Genomic DNA, 15,104 nt, shown 5'->3' on the forward strand with positions numbered 1-15,104 from the left:
CTTTCTGCCTAGGGTTCGAGCATGTGTTGAATACGCCGTAACTCCTTCTTCACCTGCCTGACCTGCGCCGGTACGTCCTCGGCGCCGGTTCGGCAGCCATGCTCCAGTTCCTTGCACAACTCAAGCAGATAATCATTGCACATTAATGCCGCGCTACCCCTCAAACGGTGAGCCAGCTGCGCAATGCCAGCGAGGTCCCGTGTCTCACTAAAGTCACGCAATTGCTCGATATCCTGTTGATTGCTGCGCATCAATTCAGCTTGCAGTTGTTGAATGATTGCCGGGTTGCCACCGGTAATCGGCTTGAGCAGGTTCATGTCGAATTCAGGCCGATGCTGCGCCGGTTTGCTGACTTTGTAGCCTGGCTTATCCGCAGGCTCCAGTAATGCCAGGCGCTGTTCGAGGATGGCCAGGCTGATCGGTTTGATCAGGCAGTCGCCCATGCCGGCGTTAAGACAACGGTCCATTTCTTCCTGCTGGGCGTCGGCTGTCAGCCCCAGAATCGTCAATGCACCGCTGTCGCGTTGCTGTTCTTCCTTGCGGATTGCCAGTGTCAGTTCTACTCCGTCCATGACCGGCATGTGGTAATCCGTGATAAGCCAGTCAACCGCAAACGCACGCCACGCCTCCAATGCCTCCAGTCCATTGCTGGCTTCAATCACTTTGCAGCCCAGGTACTCCAGCTGTGCGCGCAACATTTGACGGTTCAAGGTGTTGTCGTCTGCGATCAGCACTCGCATGGCCCAGCTTGGAGTGGCCTCGGAGGACGCGGGCAGCGGCAGTTTTTCTTCAGGCAGCGGTTCCAGAAGCTTGAGCTTGAGGGTTACGTTGACCGTTGTGCCTTGCCCCAGCGTGCTGGTCAGATCCAGACGGCCACCCATCATTTCACACAGCGAACGCGACACCACCAACCCGAGCCCGCTGCCGCCATGGACCGAGAGGTCTGACTGAGTCACTTGCGCGAAGGGGCGAAACAGCGTTTGCCGATCTGCCTCACTGATGCCTATACCCGTGTCATGCACTTGCAGATGCATGTTGAGTGTTTGCCCATTCACCACGCGGCATACCAAGCGGATGACGATACGGCCGCGTTCCGTGAACTTGATCGCATTGCTCACCAGATTCGACAGTACTTGTTTGAAGCGCAGAGGGTCGATGGAGACGTCCAGGGTGGTGCCGGCGTCGATTTCCAGAATCAGGTCCAGTTTCTTCTTTCTCGCCAGCCCTTCGAATACCCGCGCCACCATCTCCACCAGATTCTTGAGGTTGGCCCGGCGTGGGGAGAAGCTCAAATGCCCGGATTCAATGCGTACGATATCCAGCGTATTGCCCAACAGCTCAAGCAGGTTCTTGGCGGCCGTGTAGGCCACGTCGATGTTCACTCGATCCAGTACGCCGTGGTCGGCGCGTTTGAGCGCCAACTCCAATGTGCCGATTACCGCGCTCATGGGCGTGCGGATCTCGTGGCTCATGGTCGCAAGAAATTGGGTTTTGGCGCGGCTGGCCTCGTCGGCCTGGGTTTTGGCCTGCTGCAGTTGTTCGATCAGGTGATGATGTTGCGAGACGTCTTGCCAGCCGCAGATCACCCCTGCGATCGTGCCATTAGAATCACGAAACGGCTGAATCCAATGCTCGATGAAGTGGGATTGTCCCTCGATGGTGATCTGCAGTTGCTGTTCGATGGCATTGCCATCCTCCATGGCTTGCAGGTAACTCTGGTGGAGCGAGGGCGCCAGTTCGATATCGCCATGGTTCGTTTGCAAAGCAGTTTTACCCAGCACCTGGGATTGGCACAGTTTCATGACGTGCTCATAGCTGCGGCTGCATGACAGCAGGCGTCCTTCGCGGTCGCGTACATACACGGGAACGGGCATGGCATGGTTCAAGGTTTGCAGAAACTCCAGCTGATCATTCAGGGCTTTTTCAGCTGCGACCCGGCGCCGGATCTGACGGCGCAGTTGCACGATTCGGATGATCGAAATCAGCAGCACCAGCAATGCGCAGCAGATGATCTGCAGGATGACCAGTTTGTAGTCGCGCCAGTTCTGGCCACTCATGGCCGCATTAGCGCGCCAGCGAATGGTGATTGCATTAAGCTCGTCAGGTGGGATGCTCTGCAGAGCTTTATCCATGATCGACTGCAGCTCGGTTTCGCCACGGCGCATGGCGAAGTTGGCGGTGGCCGCCTGGCCGTCGACGACACCGGCCACGCGCAGTTCTTTTTCATAGAGGCGCGCGGTGTAGTAACGAGCCATGGACAGGGTCATCAACACAGCGTCGGCGTCGCCATTGACCACCATGCGCATGGCCTCAAGGTTGTTTGTTGGGGTAATCAACTGCACCGTGGGAAAGCCTTTGCGAATGCTGTCGATCAATACATGCCCCTGGACAATGGCCAGGCGCTTGCCGGCCAAAGCATTGAGACTCGAACGCTCTCGGCCCGATTCAGCAGTCGACGCGACCAGCGCAAACGAGCTGGTTGCGAATGGATGGCTGAAACGGAAATGGTTCAGCCGCTCCGGGCTGGCCGTCAACACGGCTAAATCAGTATCGCCGTCGCGTAAAGCGTCCTGAATGCCTTCAAAACTGGAGGCGCGTTGAATCTCGAACTTGAGCCCGGTGCGTTGGGTGATGATCTCGAACAAATCGGATATCACACCGTTGAAGCGGCCCTTGGCGTCGAAAAATGCCGAGGGTGCCATGTCATCGTTAATCATGAAGCGCGCCACTGGGTGCTGGGCCAGCCAGCGTTTTTCCTGGGCGTTCAGATGCACATTATCGTCCGGCATTACCGTGCCGCCGCCGGTCCAGCGCTTGATCAGGTAGCTCATGCGCAGTTGGCCGAATGTGGTCAGCGAGGCATTTAGAATGCGTAGCAGGCGTTGATCTTCCTGCTTGAGCAGAAACCCATAGCTGCCCGAGTCGATTTTCAGAAACTGGATAAACTTGAGATAGCTGAAAAAGCTATGGTTGACTAGGTAGTGGGTGGTTACCGAGTCGCCCAAAAACACGTCAACGTTTTGGAAGGCTACGGCGGCCAAGGCTTGCGCGGTGGTGCCGTAGGTAAAAAACTGCGCGTGGGGATAGCGTTCGGTCAGTAGCGCGTATGGCAGGTAATCCTTGGAGACCGCTACGGTAAGCCCCTTGAGATTTGAGGGCACTGCAATGTCGCTGTCCTGGCGTTGATAGAGTACCGGTGCATTGACGCTGTAGGGCAGAGTCACCACCGTGTCAAAGGACTCGCGGTCATAGTCGCTGGACCGGCTGATCAAGTCGATTTCCCCAGCCCGCAAGGCGGCCATCGCCTGCACACGATCAGCGAACCCTACGACTGTGATTTCCAGGCCCAGTTGCTGCTTGAGCATCGTCGCCACATCGGCGCTGATACCTTCGTAGTCTCCGTTGCCGTAGACCATGTCGAAGGGCAGGGTGAACGGCGCGACCACGCCCAGGGTGAGGGCGCGCCGCTCGCGCAGCCAGGCCCAGTCGCTTTCGGGTAGTTGCAGCTTCTGCGGTTCCTGGCTCACTTGGCTGAGCAAGTGCAAGGGTTGTTGCGGCATGGGTATCGCTGCCGCAGCGCCGTAGGATACAACTGGCAGCAGCACGGTGAAAAAAGCCACAAGGGCTTTGAGCGTGGACATGAAACGGTTACCTGACTGCAAAATGCCAAGTACGCCGCGCTGGTCGGCTCAAGGTCGACCACGGACATGGCGGGTGAGGGGGGGGTAAAGCGCTGTGAACGGGGGTTCAGACTGACGTCAGCACCACCTGCGAGCCCGCAATGTATTCAAGGATGTACGGCAGCAGCGCGGTATCCGCCATCGGCGGGGCGATGGCATATCCCTGCACAATGGATACGCCCAGAGTTTTGAGCCGCTTGAGCTGGGCCGGGGTCTCGACACCCTCGATCACCAGCGACACACCCAGGCTGGCTGCCAGGCTGACGGTATGGGCGACAATGGCGGTGCAGGCCGAGTGCGTGTCGAGTTTGTGTACGAAACCGGCGTCGAGTTTGAGCTCGGTGAAAGGCACATCACACAAGCGCTCCAGTGACGAGAAACCGGTGCCAAAGTCATCCATGGACAAACCGCAGCCCAGCAGCTTGAGTTGCAACAGGTTGTTCATGGCGACACTGCACGGATTGAGCGTGCCGGTTTCGGTGATCTCGAGGATGATGCTTTGGGCAGGGCACTCATGTGCACGCAGCAGCACTTTAATCGCCTGGCTCAGTATGGGGTTGCTGAGTTGAGACGGCTGAAGGTTGAATGACATCGTCAATGGCAGGTTCAGGCTGGCCAGTTTCTGGCGCAGGATCAGCCCTTGCTCGAAGAGGCGCAGGAACAGCTCATCCATCAGGTCGTGATGCTCCAGTGCTTGCAGGAAATACCCGGGCGTCAGCAGGCCTTTCTCGGGGTGCCGCCAGCGCGCGAGCACTTCCAAGCCGCAAATCGTGCCCGTTTTCAGCGAAAGCTGAGGTTGGTAGAAACCCACAAACGCGTGATCCGCCAACCCTTGGCGCAGCGCCTGTGCGTCTGGCTCTAGAAACTTTGGGGGGGCTGCCTGACTGAGGCTGAGTACGGCTGAGGTTTTCATGTAATGCCCTGCAAGGGATGACCATGAGTCAATTTTGCAGGATGTGAGTAACCATAAACGTCAGCTCTTTCGAGCGGATACGTAGGACTAATCTTACTGACTAATGAAAAGCCTATAGACTCACCCGAGTAGACGGTTGTTCGGTAACCGCACCTGAACTTTCAAAGGCCAGAAGTCCGCTTATGAACACTGCAAATGGCATCGCTTATGCGCTATAGGCAATCGAGCGTTGGCAAGCTTGAAAAAGTCTCGCTTCGGTTGGGTTTCGGCTTGTTGGTGTCTTTTTTGTTACTAGTGTTCTTCGCCGTGGCCGGGTATTGGGTGACCTACAAGGTCATTCGCGGGGAAGTGCTCAAAGTCGATTATCACTTTATGCGTTTTGTGGGCCGAGCCTACGACCATGAAATATTTCTGCTACGGGCCATCAAAGCCAGCAGCCAATTGGAATACAAGCCGGTATTTAGCCCTGGAGCCTATGTGGTCAACCAGACCATCCAGGGCAACATGCGTATTTATGAAGGCCAGGCATCCCAGGTAGCGACGACGTTTTCCGCGGCACTACCCATCAAAGCCGCTGATGCGAATGATGGGGTGCGGGATCAACAACTGCAACTTGGGGTTGCGCTGGCGAATGTGTATGGCGACTTCTGGAGCGGTTCAACCTTCGCGTCGCCGCAAATGTTCGTGTTTGATCTGTCGAGCGATTTCGACATCGCGATTCCTGCGATCAGCCCCCAGTCTCAACCAGGCCAGCGGAATTTTTCCCAGGTATTGGATGAGGTCAAGCAATCCGCGCGTCAGCTACCGCCCTTGAGCAGTGACTTGTTGGTGCGCTGGCGGCCTAGTCATTTCTTTTTGGGCGGTGAAGACATTCAACAAATACTGGGCTATGTCTCAGGTCGCATCGAAGAGGATCAGTGGGCGCGAAAGGGCCCACCCAGGGAATTGATTGCCGCTACCTTGCTGTATTGGGACGAATTTGACGCACCCGGGGTAAGGATAGAAAAGCAGTTTTTTGATCTGCCGTTGTACAGCAACGTCGACATCGCCGCGCCGGACGGCACGCGTGTAGTGGGGGGCAAGTCGCCACAGATCTACCAGTATGAAAGCGGCTTCCATTTCACTACCTCAGGGCTACTGATCAAGCGCAGTGCCGGGGACATGGGCGCTTGGCAGGCCCTGTATCGTATCCCCTACAAACAACTGATCCTGGATGCACGTTGGCAGTTGCTAGGACTGCTCGGCTTGCTGGGCTTATGCATCATCAGTGGCTGGTCGGTCATCCGATGGTATCGACGGCGCATCGTGGTGCCAGCGAGTAATGACTTTCGGGAGTTATTGGTCAACCATGACTTCAACCTGTCTTTGTTGCAAACGGTGCCGCTGGCTTTGTGTGTGGTCAAGGGGCCGCAGATCGAACTGGTGACGCAGAACAGTTTGTATACGCAATGGTTGGGCGAGCCGACCGAGTTTGCACAAATGATGGCGCTATGGCCGCTGTTTGAGCAGGATAAACCCCTTACCGGTGAAGGCTGCCTGCTGCTCGATCAGCGGGTCTTGCATGTGCGCTATACACCCACCGAGTATCTTGGCGACAGCGTGTTGCTGTGTACCTTCACTGATATTTCTTCCCACCGCGAAGCATCCGCATCGTTGCTACTCGCCCGCCAGGCGGCGGATGCGGCGAATGAGCAGAAAAGCAACTTCGTCGCCACCCTGAGCCATGAACTACGCACGCCGTTGTACGGTGTGCTGGGCACGCTTGAACTGCTGGGCATGACCTCTCTGGATGAACGCCAACGTGGTTATCTGCGTACAATCGATAGCTCATCCGCGGTATTGATGCATTTGATCAGCGATGTGCTCGACCTGTCCAAGATCGAAGCGGGCCAGCTGGTTCTGGAGTCCGTGGCGTTCCAGCCTCTGGAAATGCTTGAAGAAACCGTGCGCGGGTTCTCGGCGGTGGCGGCGAACAAAGGGCTGGCGCTTTACTGCTGCGTTGACCCGCGCGTGCCGAACCTTGTGCAGGGTGACCGCCTGCGTATCCAGCAGATCGTAGGCAACCTGCTCAATAACGCGATCAAGTTCACCCAGAGCGGGCATGTCGCAGTCTTCCTGTCGCCTATCGGAGTCTGCGCAGGCGAAGTGAGCCTGCAATGGTGCGTGATCGATAGCGGCCCAGGGATGTCCGAAGCGGTGCAGGCGCAACTGTTCGAGCGCTTTTACCAGGCTGACAGCAAGCATCACACCGTCGCCGGCACCGGGCTCGGGCTGCCTATCTGCTCCCATCTCAGCCAGATGATGGGGGGCGCATTGAGCGTGAACAGTGTGCTAGGCGAGGGCAGTACCTTCATATTCGAGTTGGCCCTGGAAATTCTAGAGGCCCGTCAATCTTCACTGCCGCAGTTATTAGGCAAGTGCATCGATGTTCGCACCCCCTATGCAACCTTGTCCGATAACCTTTGCGCCTGGCTGGAGTGGCACGGGGCACACACTACCGTGATGGGCGATGATGCTCGCGGAGCGCCTGATGCCGTGTTGACGGTCATGCCGCAAGAGGTTGAGGTGGCAAGCTCAGGCGCGATTAATGTCTTCGCCCAGCATGATTTCAGTAGTACGCCCCAGTTTATCGGCCAGGACGTGGTGGTGAACCAGAACAGCGTCGGGTCCATTTGCCGTGCGTTGGTGATGGCGATCACTGGCGAATCGGAGGCACCGTTACCGCAACCACCGGTGACGCATCTGCAACTGGAGCTGAATGTGCTGGTGGCCGAAGACAACCCGGTCAACCAGGTGCTGATGAAAGAGCAACTGGAACGTATCGGCTGTACGGTGGATGTCGTGCCCGATGGCGTCCAGGCGTTGCTGCAGTTGGAGTTGAAGGCTTACGACGTACTGCTGACGGATGTGAACATGCCGCTCATTGACGGCTATGAACTTGCCGATACATTGCGCCAGCGCGATGTGGATATGCCGATTATCGGCGTCACCGCCAATGCGCTGCGCGAGGAGGGCGAGCATTGCATCCGCGTGGGCATGAACAGTTGGTTATCCAAACCGATGGATATCCAAGGGCTTTATCTGTGTTTGCGCAGTGTGCTTGATCCTACGTTGGTCCAGGCTTCCAAGGGTGCTGCACAGGTAAACGATCTAGACGAGATAAATGTGCCGGAGCGCATGCTAGAGCTATTTCTTGAGACCATTTCCCAGGATTTGGGCGAGCTTAAGAGGCTGGGGCCGGGGCAGCGCAGTCATCAGGTAACCCTGTTACTGCACCGGATCCGGGGAGCGTTGGCTGTAGGCAAGGCGAAAACCCTGATTCGGCTGTGCCGCGACTTGGAGGCACTGGTCACCCGGAATGGGTTGACCCACACACATGAAGATGTCGCGGTATTTGTTCGGCGGGTCGAAGTAGCCATCGCTGGTTTATAAGCGTGCCATGTCGTTATGGATAAAAGGGAATAGAGGGGATAATGCTCGCCAACTTTTCTAAGCGATAACTCAGCGTAAAGTTGGCCTGGCCGGTAACCGTGCCTGGAGTGACCTTTGGTCCTGTTTGAATATATCTTGCACGAAGAGGGATTTTAAATGTGGGCACCCCAGGTCGTATGTCGCCAGATTTCCACTGGTTAGCACTGCGGTAGAGTCAGGGCCGAATTTGACGATGCCCTTTTCATTACTCATCTGAATGCCGAGTCCCGATGTACTCGATTGCGGACGCAATGATAATATGTCAGAGAAATTTCCGGGAGTTGAAACGTCCGTCAATGTGACATACGAACCGACGCCAACCCCTGGATCTCCTCCTGAGCAAGTCAGGTTTATGGAAAATAATACGGGGGCGGAACGGGCATCAACTCCGTTGAAAGCGGTGGTAGATATTTACCCAGATCTATCCGAGGTACGGGGTTAGAGAGTGAGCACTTGGGTACAGCTGCTGCCGAACTGACGCCAGCGACCGATACGGCCTATTGGTTGGAGCACGGACAGTAGTACACGACTTCGACATTTGATGCGATCGACAACTTGCCTTGCTGGATCGAGCCTGTCTTTATAAGCTCCACCCAAATGGTTTGGGTGTCAGCAAAGCTAGTAATATACTTGCCCAGTTCAGCGCGATTGCCAGGTTCTATGATTTCGGTGTAACCGTTTGGAATGGTTGGCCCTTCCAGATCGCCCACCACCTTATACCAATGCTAGGAATATTGGTTGAGTAAGTACCTTGCCCATAGGAAGATAGGGTGCTGTTATTCATATTCACATATATATTGATCTGCCCTGATAGGGTTGCCGTAACATCGGCAGATGTGATGATGGGGGGGGGGGCGATTTTCATATGGTTTGCCCTATTTGAATGTTGCTTGATACATTCGGCGTCGTTGGTAGTTGAATGGCGGAGCTTGCGGGTATGTACACTCCGTCCGCTGTTGCTCTAGTTGAAAGTGTTAATTGCTGTAGGAAAATAATAGTACGTGTCATTAGGTTGGTCTATAAGTCTCGATAGTTTTAATTGTTCGGCCTTTAAATGGGTTGGGGATGTGGGGATATTCACTTTCCGGTGTAAGATATTTCTACGAATCTTAAGGGGTTTTCGCGTTTATGCAAAGGATAGAAGATGCTATCAAAGCTTATAAATAAGAACTTCTCCCGCGGCGCTGGCTTGTAGGATAAGTCGCGCAAATCAAGAGATTTGTCGTAGCCTGGAGGTGGCTTTTACTGATTGAGCAGGTGATTGATCGTGTTAGGCTAGCTAATGATTAATTTTTAACCCGGGTAGGCTAAATTTGAATTTTCAGTCGAGATATAAACTAGGTGGGGTTTCGAAAAAACAATTCGCCTATGCGGCTCTTGCGGTGTTGACTGCTGTTTGTAGTAGAGAGTGCAGTGCGGTTACATGCGATGCAACGGGGGACTCTACAAATATGGCTATTGTCAGCCCTGCAGCGATCCCTAGTGTCATGGCACAAAATAGTGATGTTTGGAGGCCGGCGAACCCGACAACCATCACCCTGAGATGTTGGGCAGAAAGGACCACATATTCTGATGAATATATATACTTTTATTTAAACCCAAAGGCGGTGGAACTAGGGTCTGAGGTGGGCTTGGGTATAGAGTTTATGGGGCAATATTATAGATATCCAGAAACCAAAAAAATCAAAACAGACCTAATGGTCCCCAGGTGTTTCAGAGCTACCGGATGTCCAGAAAGTACTTACTCTGCGGTCCTGACCTATTCGGTATTCTTATATAAGAAAACGCTACCTGCAACGCTGAAAACAGGAAATCTATCCACGACTAATAATGTGATTGCATTTCAATTCGACGGTGCTGGTGGCCTAGGCTCCCCTAGGACAGTGGCGCCAACACTGAGCGGAATTAGCGGGCTCAAATACGAGCCCTGTGAGTCAAGGCTGTCAATCAGTCCTAATAATATTGACTTCGGGAAAGTATATCTTAATAACTCAAAGCAGGGTGAGGTGGTTAAAAGTATTGCATTTACTATCACTGAAAATCGCGCGTGCAGTTCAGCCTATGGTGTGAACTTGTCGATAAATGCTATTGATGGCGTTGTGCAGGATTTGAATGTGTTAGTGCCGGATAGCAATAAGTCGGTTGGGATAAGTGTTTTTGATGTTTCGGCGAATAAGCTAATAAATTATGGTTCCCCATTTATTTTTTCGAATAAAGAAAGTGCTTTGTCCAGCTCTAAAGAGTATGAGGCTCAGTTGAAGTGGGTCTCGCCTGCAGCCAAGGTCGGGAAGTTTGCTGCAGGTGTAGTGGTTAATATCATCTATAATTAGCTTTCCGGTATCACTTGAAAAATGTCTGTAGGTGACTAACTCGTATGCTTCTCTATCAGTATTTTTCCTAAAGCTAATAACGTACGGTTAATACGACTATTCGCTCACCAGGATGAAAGCTGCCAACCAGGATGGGTGGCAGCAGATTCTCTCAGTTCGATACGCTTGATTGAGGTGCAAGCCAGCCGCCACCCAGCGCTTTATAAAGCTGCACCACATTGAGATACGATGCGGTCTCTGCCTGAGTCAGCGCATCCTGTGCATTCAGTTGCGTGCGCTGAGCATCCAGTTCTACCAGATACGCCGCGCTACCTGCTTCATAACGCGCATGTGCCAGTCGAGCTGCACGCTCACTTTGCGCAACTGCCTCAGCCAGGCTACGAACCCGTTGCTGCGACAGGCTATAGGTCGTCAGCGCGCCCTCGGTTTCCTCAATTGCATTCAGCACCACTTGCTCATAACGCGCTTGGACACCCACTTCACGCGCCTGCGCCTCGCGCTGCCTTGCCTTGACACTGGCCAAATGCAGCGCCGGCCAACTGACCGAGGGCATTACGCTGAACGCGCGGCTGCCGCTGTCGCCAAAATCCCCACCGCGCAAGGCCACAAAGCCGAGAAAGCCGCCCAGGTCGATCCGTGGGTAAAGCTCGGCCGTCACCGCGCCAATGTCCGCATTCGACGCCGCCAAAGCGCGTTCGGCGCTGGCGACATCGGGACGCTGGCGCAGCAAGTCACTTATCTGGCCAATCGGCAAGCGTGTGACCAGTGCCGGCAAGGGTTTCAGGTCGGTCAGCGCTTGCAGCTCATTGGGCCGCGAGCCCGTGAGTACGGCGAGCCGATAACGGCTGAGCGCTTGACGGGTTTCCAGACTCGGCAATGTGGCTTGCACCCGTGCGCGCTCGGCCAGGGCGCTGGCCAGTTCGTCGGCGGTGCCGCGCCCGGCATCCACGCGGCCCTGGACCAGCGCCACGGTTTTTTCCTGATTACTCAGGTTGGCCTGGGCCACCGCTAACTGCCGTTGCGCTCCGCGCAGTTCAAAGTAGTGACGCGCCACGTCGGCGGTCACTACGATACGGGTTTGCGCCAGGTCCGCCGCGACGGCCTCAGCGCGTGCCGAAGACGCCTGCGACAGGCGCTGCAGCCTGCCGAACAGGTCCAGCTCCCACTGCGCATCCAGGCCGGCCTGATAGGTCTTGGCCAGGTTGCGCTCACCGCTCGGGCCGGGGTTGGCCTGGGACAGGCTACGGGAATAAGCCCCGCTGGCGGTCACCGTTGGCAGTTGGTCCAACTGACGCTGATCCAGCACCGCACGTGCCTCCAGCAACCGGGCCTGGGCGATGCGCAGGTCATGGTTACGCGCCAGCGCTTGATCGATCAGCGCATCCAGTTGTGGGTCCTGGAATTGTCGCCACCAATCCTGTTGCACGCGGGTGCTGCTATACAGCGCGGTATCGGGGCTTTGAGTCAGCTCTACTGCGGGCTCGTTACTGGCCCGGTAGTCCGGGCCGACGGTACAGCCCGTCATCCAGGCCGAGCAGACCAGCAGCGCGAGCGGGCGAATCACGAAGGTATTAAAGGGGTGCATATATGTCTCCTTACACCGTCTGGGTCGTGGCGGCGTCGGCTGCATCGGCAGCGGCCAGCGCACGGGCGCGGGGTGTGGTGGCCGCAATACGATGGTCGACGGCAATGAACGAATACATGGTCGGCAAAACCAGCAAGGTAAACAGCGTGCCCACCAACATGCCCACGACGATCACCAGGCCCAGGTCATAACGGCTGTGGGCGCCAGCACCGGAGGCGAACAGCAGGGGAATCAAGCCGGCCACCATCGCCGCCGTGGTCATCAGGATCGGCCGCAAGCGCATCTTCGCCGAGTGCAGAATTGCCTCACGACGATCCAGACCCTGCTTGACCTGCATCTCATTGGCGAACTCCACCATCAGGATGCCGTGTTTGCTGATCAGACCGATCAGGGTCACCAGGCCGATCTGCGTGTAGATATTGATAGTCGCCATGCCCAGGGCCAGTGGAATCAAGGCACCGCAAATCGACATCGGCACGCTTATCAGAATGATCAACGGGTCACGCAGGCTTTCATACTGCGCAGCGAGTACCAGGTAGATCACGATGATTGCGAACAGGAACGCCATCACCAGCGCGCCGCTTTCCTGATGGTATTGGCGTGCATCCGAAAGCCAGTCGTAGGTGAAACCCGGCGGCAGCAGTTTGGCTCGCGCCTCGAGGAACTTCACCGCGTCGCCCATGGCCACGCCCGGGTTGGGGATCGCCTGGAAGATCGCCGAATTGAGCTGGTCGAACTGGGTCAGTTGATTGGGCTCGACGCCGGTCGAGACGCTGACCAGGTTGGACAGCGGTACTTGGCCACCGGTGGCGCTGGTTACATAAAAGCGTGACAGCGCTTCGGGCGTCAGCCGCTCGCCGCGCAGGCTCTGCGGGATCACATCATAGGAGCGACCGTCCATGGCGAAGCGGTTGACGTAGTTTTCGCCCACCAGCACCGCCAGGGTGTCACCCAGGTCCTTCATGGTTACGCCCAGGCTGTTGGCCTTGGTGCGGTCGACTTTGATCTTGATCACCGAGTTGTTGTAGTCCAGGTCGCTGTCCACGACCATGAACAAACCGCTTTCACGTGCGGCGTGTTTGAGCGCTTCCATCGCCTCATAGACCACGCTGTAGTCACCGGCGCTCTTGATCACCATCTGTACCGGCAGGCCACCGGTCGAGCCTGGCAGTGAAGGCAACTGGAAGGCAAAGACGTTGCTGCCCTCGATGGTGTTGGCGCGGTTCTGCATATCGCCCTGAATCTGGTCGGCGTTGCGCTCGCGTTTTTCCCAATCGACGAAGTTGACCCCGCCGATGCTGTTGGATACGCCGTTGCTGCCGTTGACCAGCCACAGGTTGCTCTGCTCCGGCAATGTCCCCATGGCTTCGTTCCACTGTTTGCCGAACTTCTCGACGTAGTCGATGTTGGCGTTTTGTGGAGACTTGATGGCCGTCAGCACCGTGGACTGGTCCTCGGTGGGCGCCAGTTCGGTCTGGGCACGGCTGTATAGCCAGGGAACGCTGATCAGCACGATGACCGCAATCGTAAACGTGACCCAACGGTGGTGCAGCGACAGATCCAGCACCCGGCCATACGCGCTGCCGAGACGGTGAAAGAATCTCTCGGCCTTGCGCGCCATCCAGCCTTCGTTCATCTGGCTGTTGAGCAGCAGTGAGCTCATGACCGGCGACAGCGTAAGCGCGATAATGCCTGAGACCACCACCGAGCCGGCCAAGGTGAAGGCGAACTCCTTGAACAGCGAGCCGGTCAGCCCGCCCATGAGGCCTATGGGCGCATACACGGCCGCCAGCGTCAGGGTCATCGCAATCACCGGCGCTGCCACCTCACGTGCGCCCAGCAGGGCTGCATATGTGGGAGACTTGCCTTCTTCGATATGACGGTGAACGTTCTCCACCACAATGATCGCGTCATCCACCACCAGGCCGATAGCCAATACCATCGCCAGCAAGGTCAGCAAGTTAATGCTGAACCCGAACATTGACATGAACGCGGCCGCACCCAACATCGACAAGGGAATGGTGACCACCGGAATGATCACTGCCCGCGCCGAACCCAGGCTCAAGAAAATCACCAGCACCACGATGGCGATGGCTTCGCCCAGCGTACCGAGTACTTCATCAATCGATGCGCTGATAAAACGTGCCAGCTCAAACGGCACAGCGACTTTCACGTCCGGCGGCAGGTTGGCGCGGATCCCCGGCAGCAATTCATTTACCTTCTTGACGATCACCAGCGGGTTGGCATTGGGCGCGGCATTCAGGCCGAAAAACACTGCTTGAACACCGTCCATGGTGGCGCTGGTGTCGGTGGACGCGGCGCCCAGTTCCACGGTAGCGATATCATTCAGGTGCACCACACCGGCAGCGCTGGACTTGACCACCAACTGGCGAAACTCGGCGACATCGACCAGGTCGGTGTTGATCTGAATGTCCGACACCACATACAAACCCTTGGCCTGACCGGGCGCAGCCTGCACGTTGTTATTCAACAGGGCCTGGGCCACATCGCTGCCGGAAATACCATGGGCGGCCATGCGATTGGCATCCAGCCAGATACGCATGGCCATTGTCTGCCCGCCGCTGAGGTTGATGCTGCCGACCCCTTCGATGGAAGACAGTTGCGGTTGCACCACGCGCTGCAAGTAGTCCGAGAGTGCGGCGGTGGACAGGGTCGGGCTGGAAAAACCCACATAGGCCACGGCTGTGGCTTCACCGGAGGATTTCACAATCACCGGGTCGTAAGCCTGCTCCGGCAAGCGGTATTTGACCTCGTTGACCTTGGCCATCACCTGGGTCATGGCCTTGTTGGAGTCGGCGTTGAGCTTCATGCGCACAGTGATCACGCTTTTGCCCTGGGTCGACGTAGAACTCATGTAGTCGACGTCTTCCACCGTAGCGACAGATTGCGCGATGGCCTGGGTGACGAAGCCCTGCATCAGTTGCGGCGAAGCACCGGGGTACTGGGTGGTGATCGTCAGCGTGGAGCTTTCCGTCAAGGGGTACTGACGAATCGGCAGGTTGTTTATGGCCAGCAGCCCCATCAATAAAATCAGGGTGCTGACCACCAGCGCCAACACCGGGCGCCGCACGAACAAGTCGGTGAATTTCATTTTTCAGATCCTT

6 protein-coding genes are annotated in these 15,104 nt (G+C 56.3%); 2 read left to right on the forward strand and 4 right to left on the reverse strand.

The annotated features are described in order from the left end of the window. Positions 1–8: 8 nt before the first annotated feature. Positions 9–3,641, reverse strand: coding sequence for a transporter substrate-binding domain-containing protein (locus E4P01_RS20525; RefSeq protein WP_216091365.1), 3,633 nt, complete (start codon positions 3,639–3,641; stop codon positions 9–11). A 106-nt stretch (positions 3,642–3,747) separates the two neighbouring features. Beyond that, positions 3,748–4,593: an EAL domain-containing protein gene (locus E4P01_RS20530; protein WP_216091366.1), complete on the reverse strand. Its 846-nt coding sequence runs from the start codon at positions 4,591–4,593 to the stop codon at positions 3,748–3,750. Positions 4,594–4,800: 207 nt separating this feature from the next. On the opposite strand from E4P01_RS20530, the gene E4P01_RS20535 reads away from it, so the two are divergent. Both E4P01_RS20535 and E4P01_RS20540 read left to right on the forward strand, forming a co-directional pair. Further along, entirely contained in the window at positions 4,801–8,025 is a 3,225-nt protein-coding gene (locus E4P01_RS20535; protein WP_216091367.1) for a hybrid sensor histidine kinase/response regulator, read from the forward strand. Between the two features lie 1,490 nt (positions 8,026–9,515). Then, positions 9,516–10,394 carry a fimbrial protein gene (locus tag E4P01_RS20540; RefSeq protein ID WP_216091368.1) on the forward strand — a complete coding sequence of 293 codons (879 nt, stop codon included), beginning with the start codon at positions 9,516–9,518 and terminating at the stop codon, positions 10,392–10,394. A gap of 151 nt (positions 10,395–10,545) precedes the next feature. On the opposite strand, the gene E4P01_RS20545 is transcribed toward E4P01_RS20540, so the two are convergent. Together E4P01_RS20545 and E4P01_RS20550 are read right to left on the reverse strand one after the other, a co-directional pair. Then, a complete protein-coding gene (locus E4P01_RS20545; protein ID WP_216091369.1) occupies positions 10,546–11,979 on the reverse strand; it encodes a TolC family protein in 1,434 nt (477 codons plus the stop codon). A 10-nt stretch (positions 11,980–11,989) separates the two neighbouring features. Beyond that, positions 11,990–15,091 carry a MexW/MexI family multidrug efflux RND transporter permease subunit gene (locus tag E4P01_RS20550; protein ID WP_216091370.1) on the reverse strand — a complete coding sequence of 1,034 codons (3,102 nt, stop codon included), beginning with the start codon at positions 15,089–15,091 and terminating at the stop codon, positions 11,990–11,992. Positions 15,092–15,104: the final 13 nt, after the last annotated feature.

It is taken from the genome of Pseudomonas sp. NCIMB 10586 (assembly GCF_023127895.1).
Lineage (GTDB): Bacteria > Pseudomonadota > Gammaproteobacteria > Pseudomonadales > Pseudomonadaceae > Aquipseudomonas > Aquipseudomonas synxantha_A.

Coding starts and splice junctions, on each gene's coding strand:
- E4P01_RS20525 (WP_216091365.1), bottom strand. CDS start 3,641: ATGTCCACGCTCAAAGCCCTTGTGGCTTTTTTCACCGTGCTGCTGCCA.
- E4P01_RS20530 (WP_216091366.1), bottom strand. CDS start 4,593: ATGAAAACCTCAGCCGTACTCAGCCTCAGTCAGGCAGCCCCCCCAAAG.
- E4P01_RS20535 (WP_216091367.1), top strand. CDS start 4,801: ATGCGCTATAGGCAATCGAGCGTTGGCAAGCTTGAAAAAGTCTCGCTT.
- E4P01_RS20540 (WP_216091368.1), top strand. CDS start 9,516: ATGGCTATTGTCAGCCCTGCAGCGATCCCTAGTGTCATGGCACAAAAT.
- E4P01_RS20545 (WP_216091369.1), bottom strand. CDS start 11,979: ATGCACCCCTTTAATACCTTCGTGATTCGCCCGCTCGCGCTGCTGGTC.
- E4P01_RS20550 (WP_216091370.1), bottom strand. CDS start 15,091: ATGAAATTCACCGACTTGTTCGTGCGGCGCCCGGTGTTGGCGCTGGTG.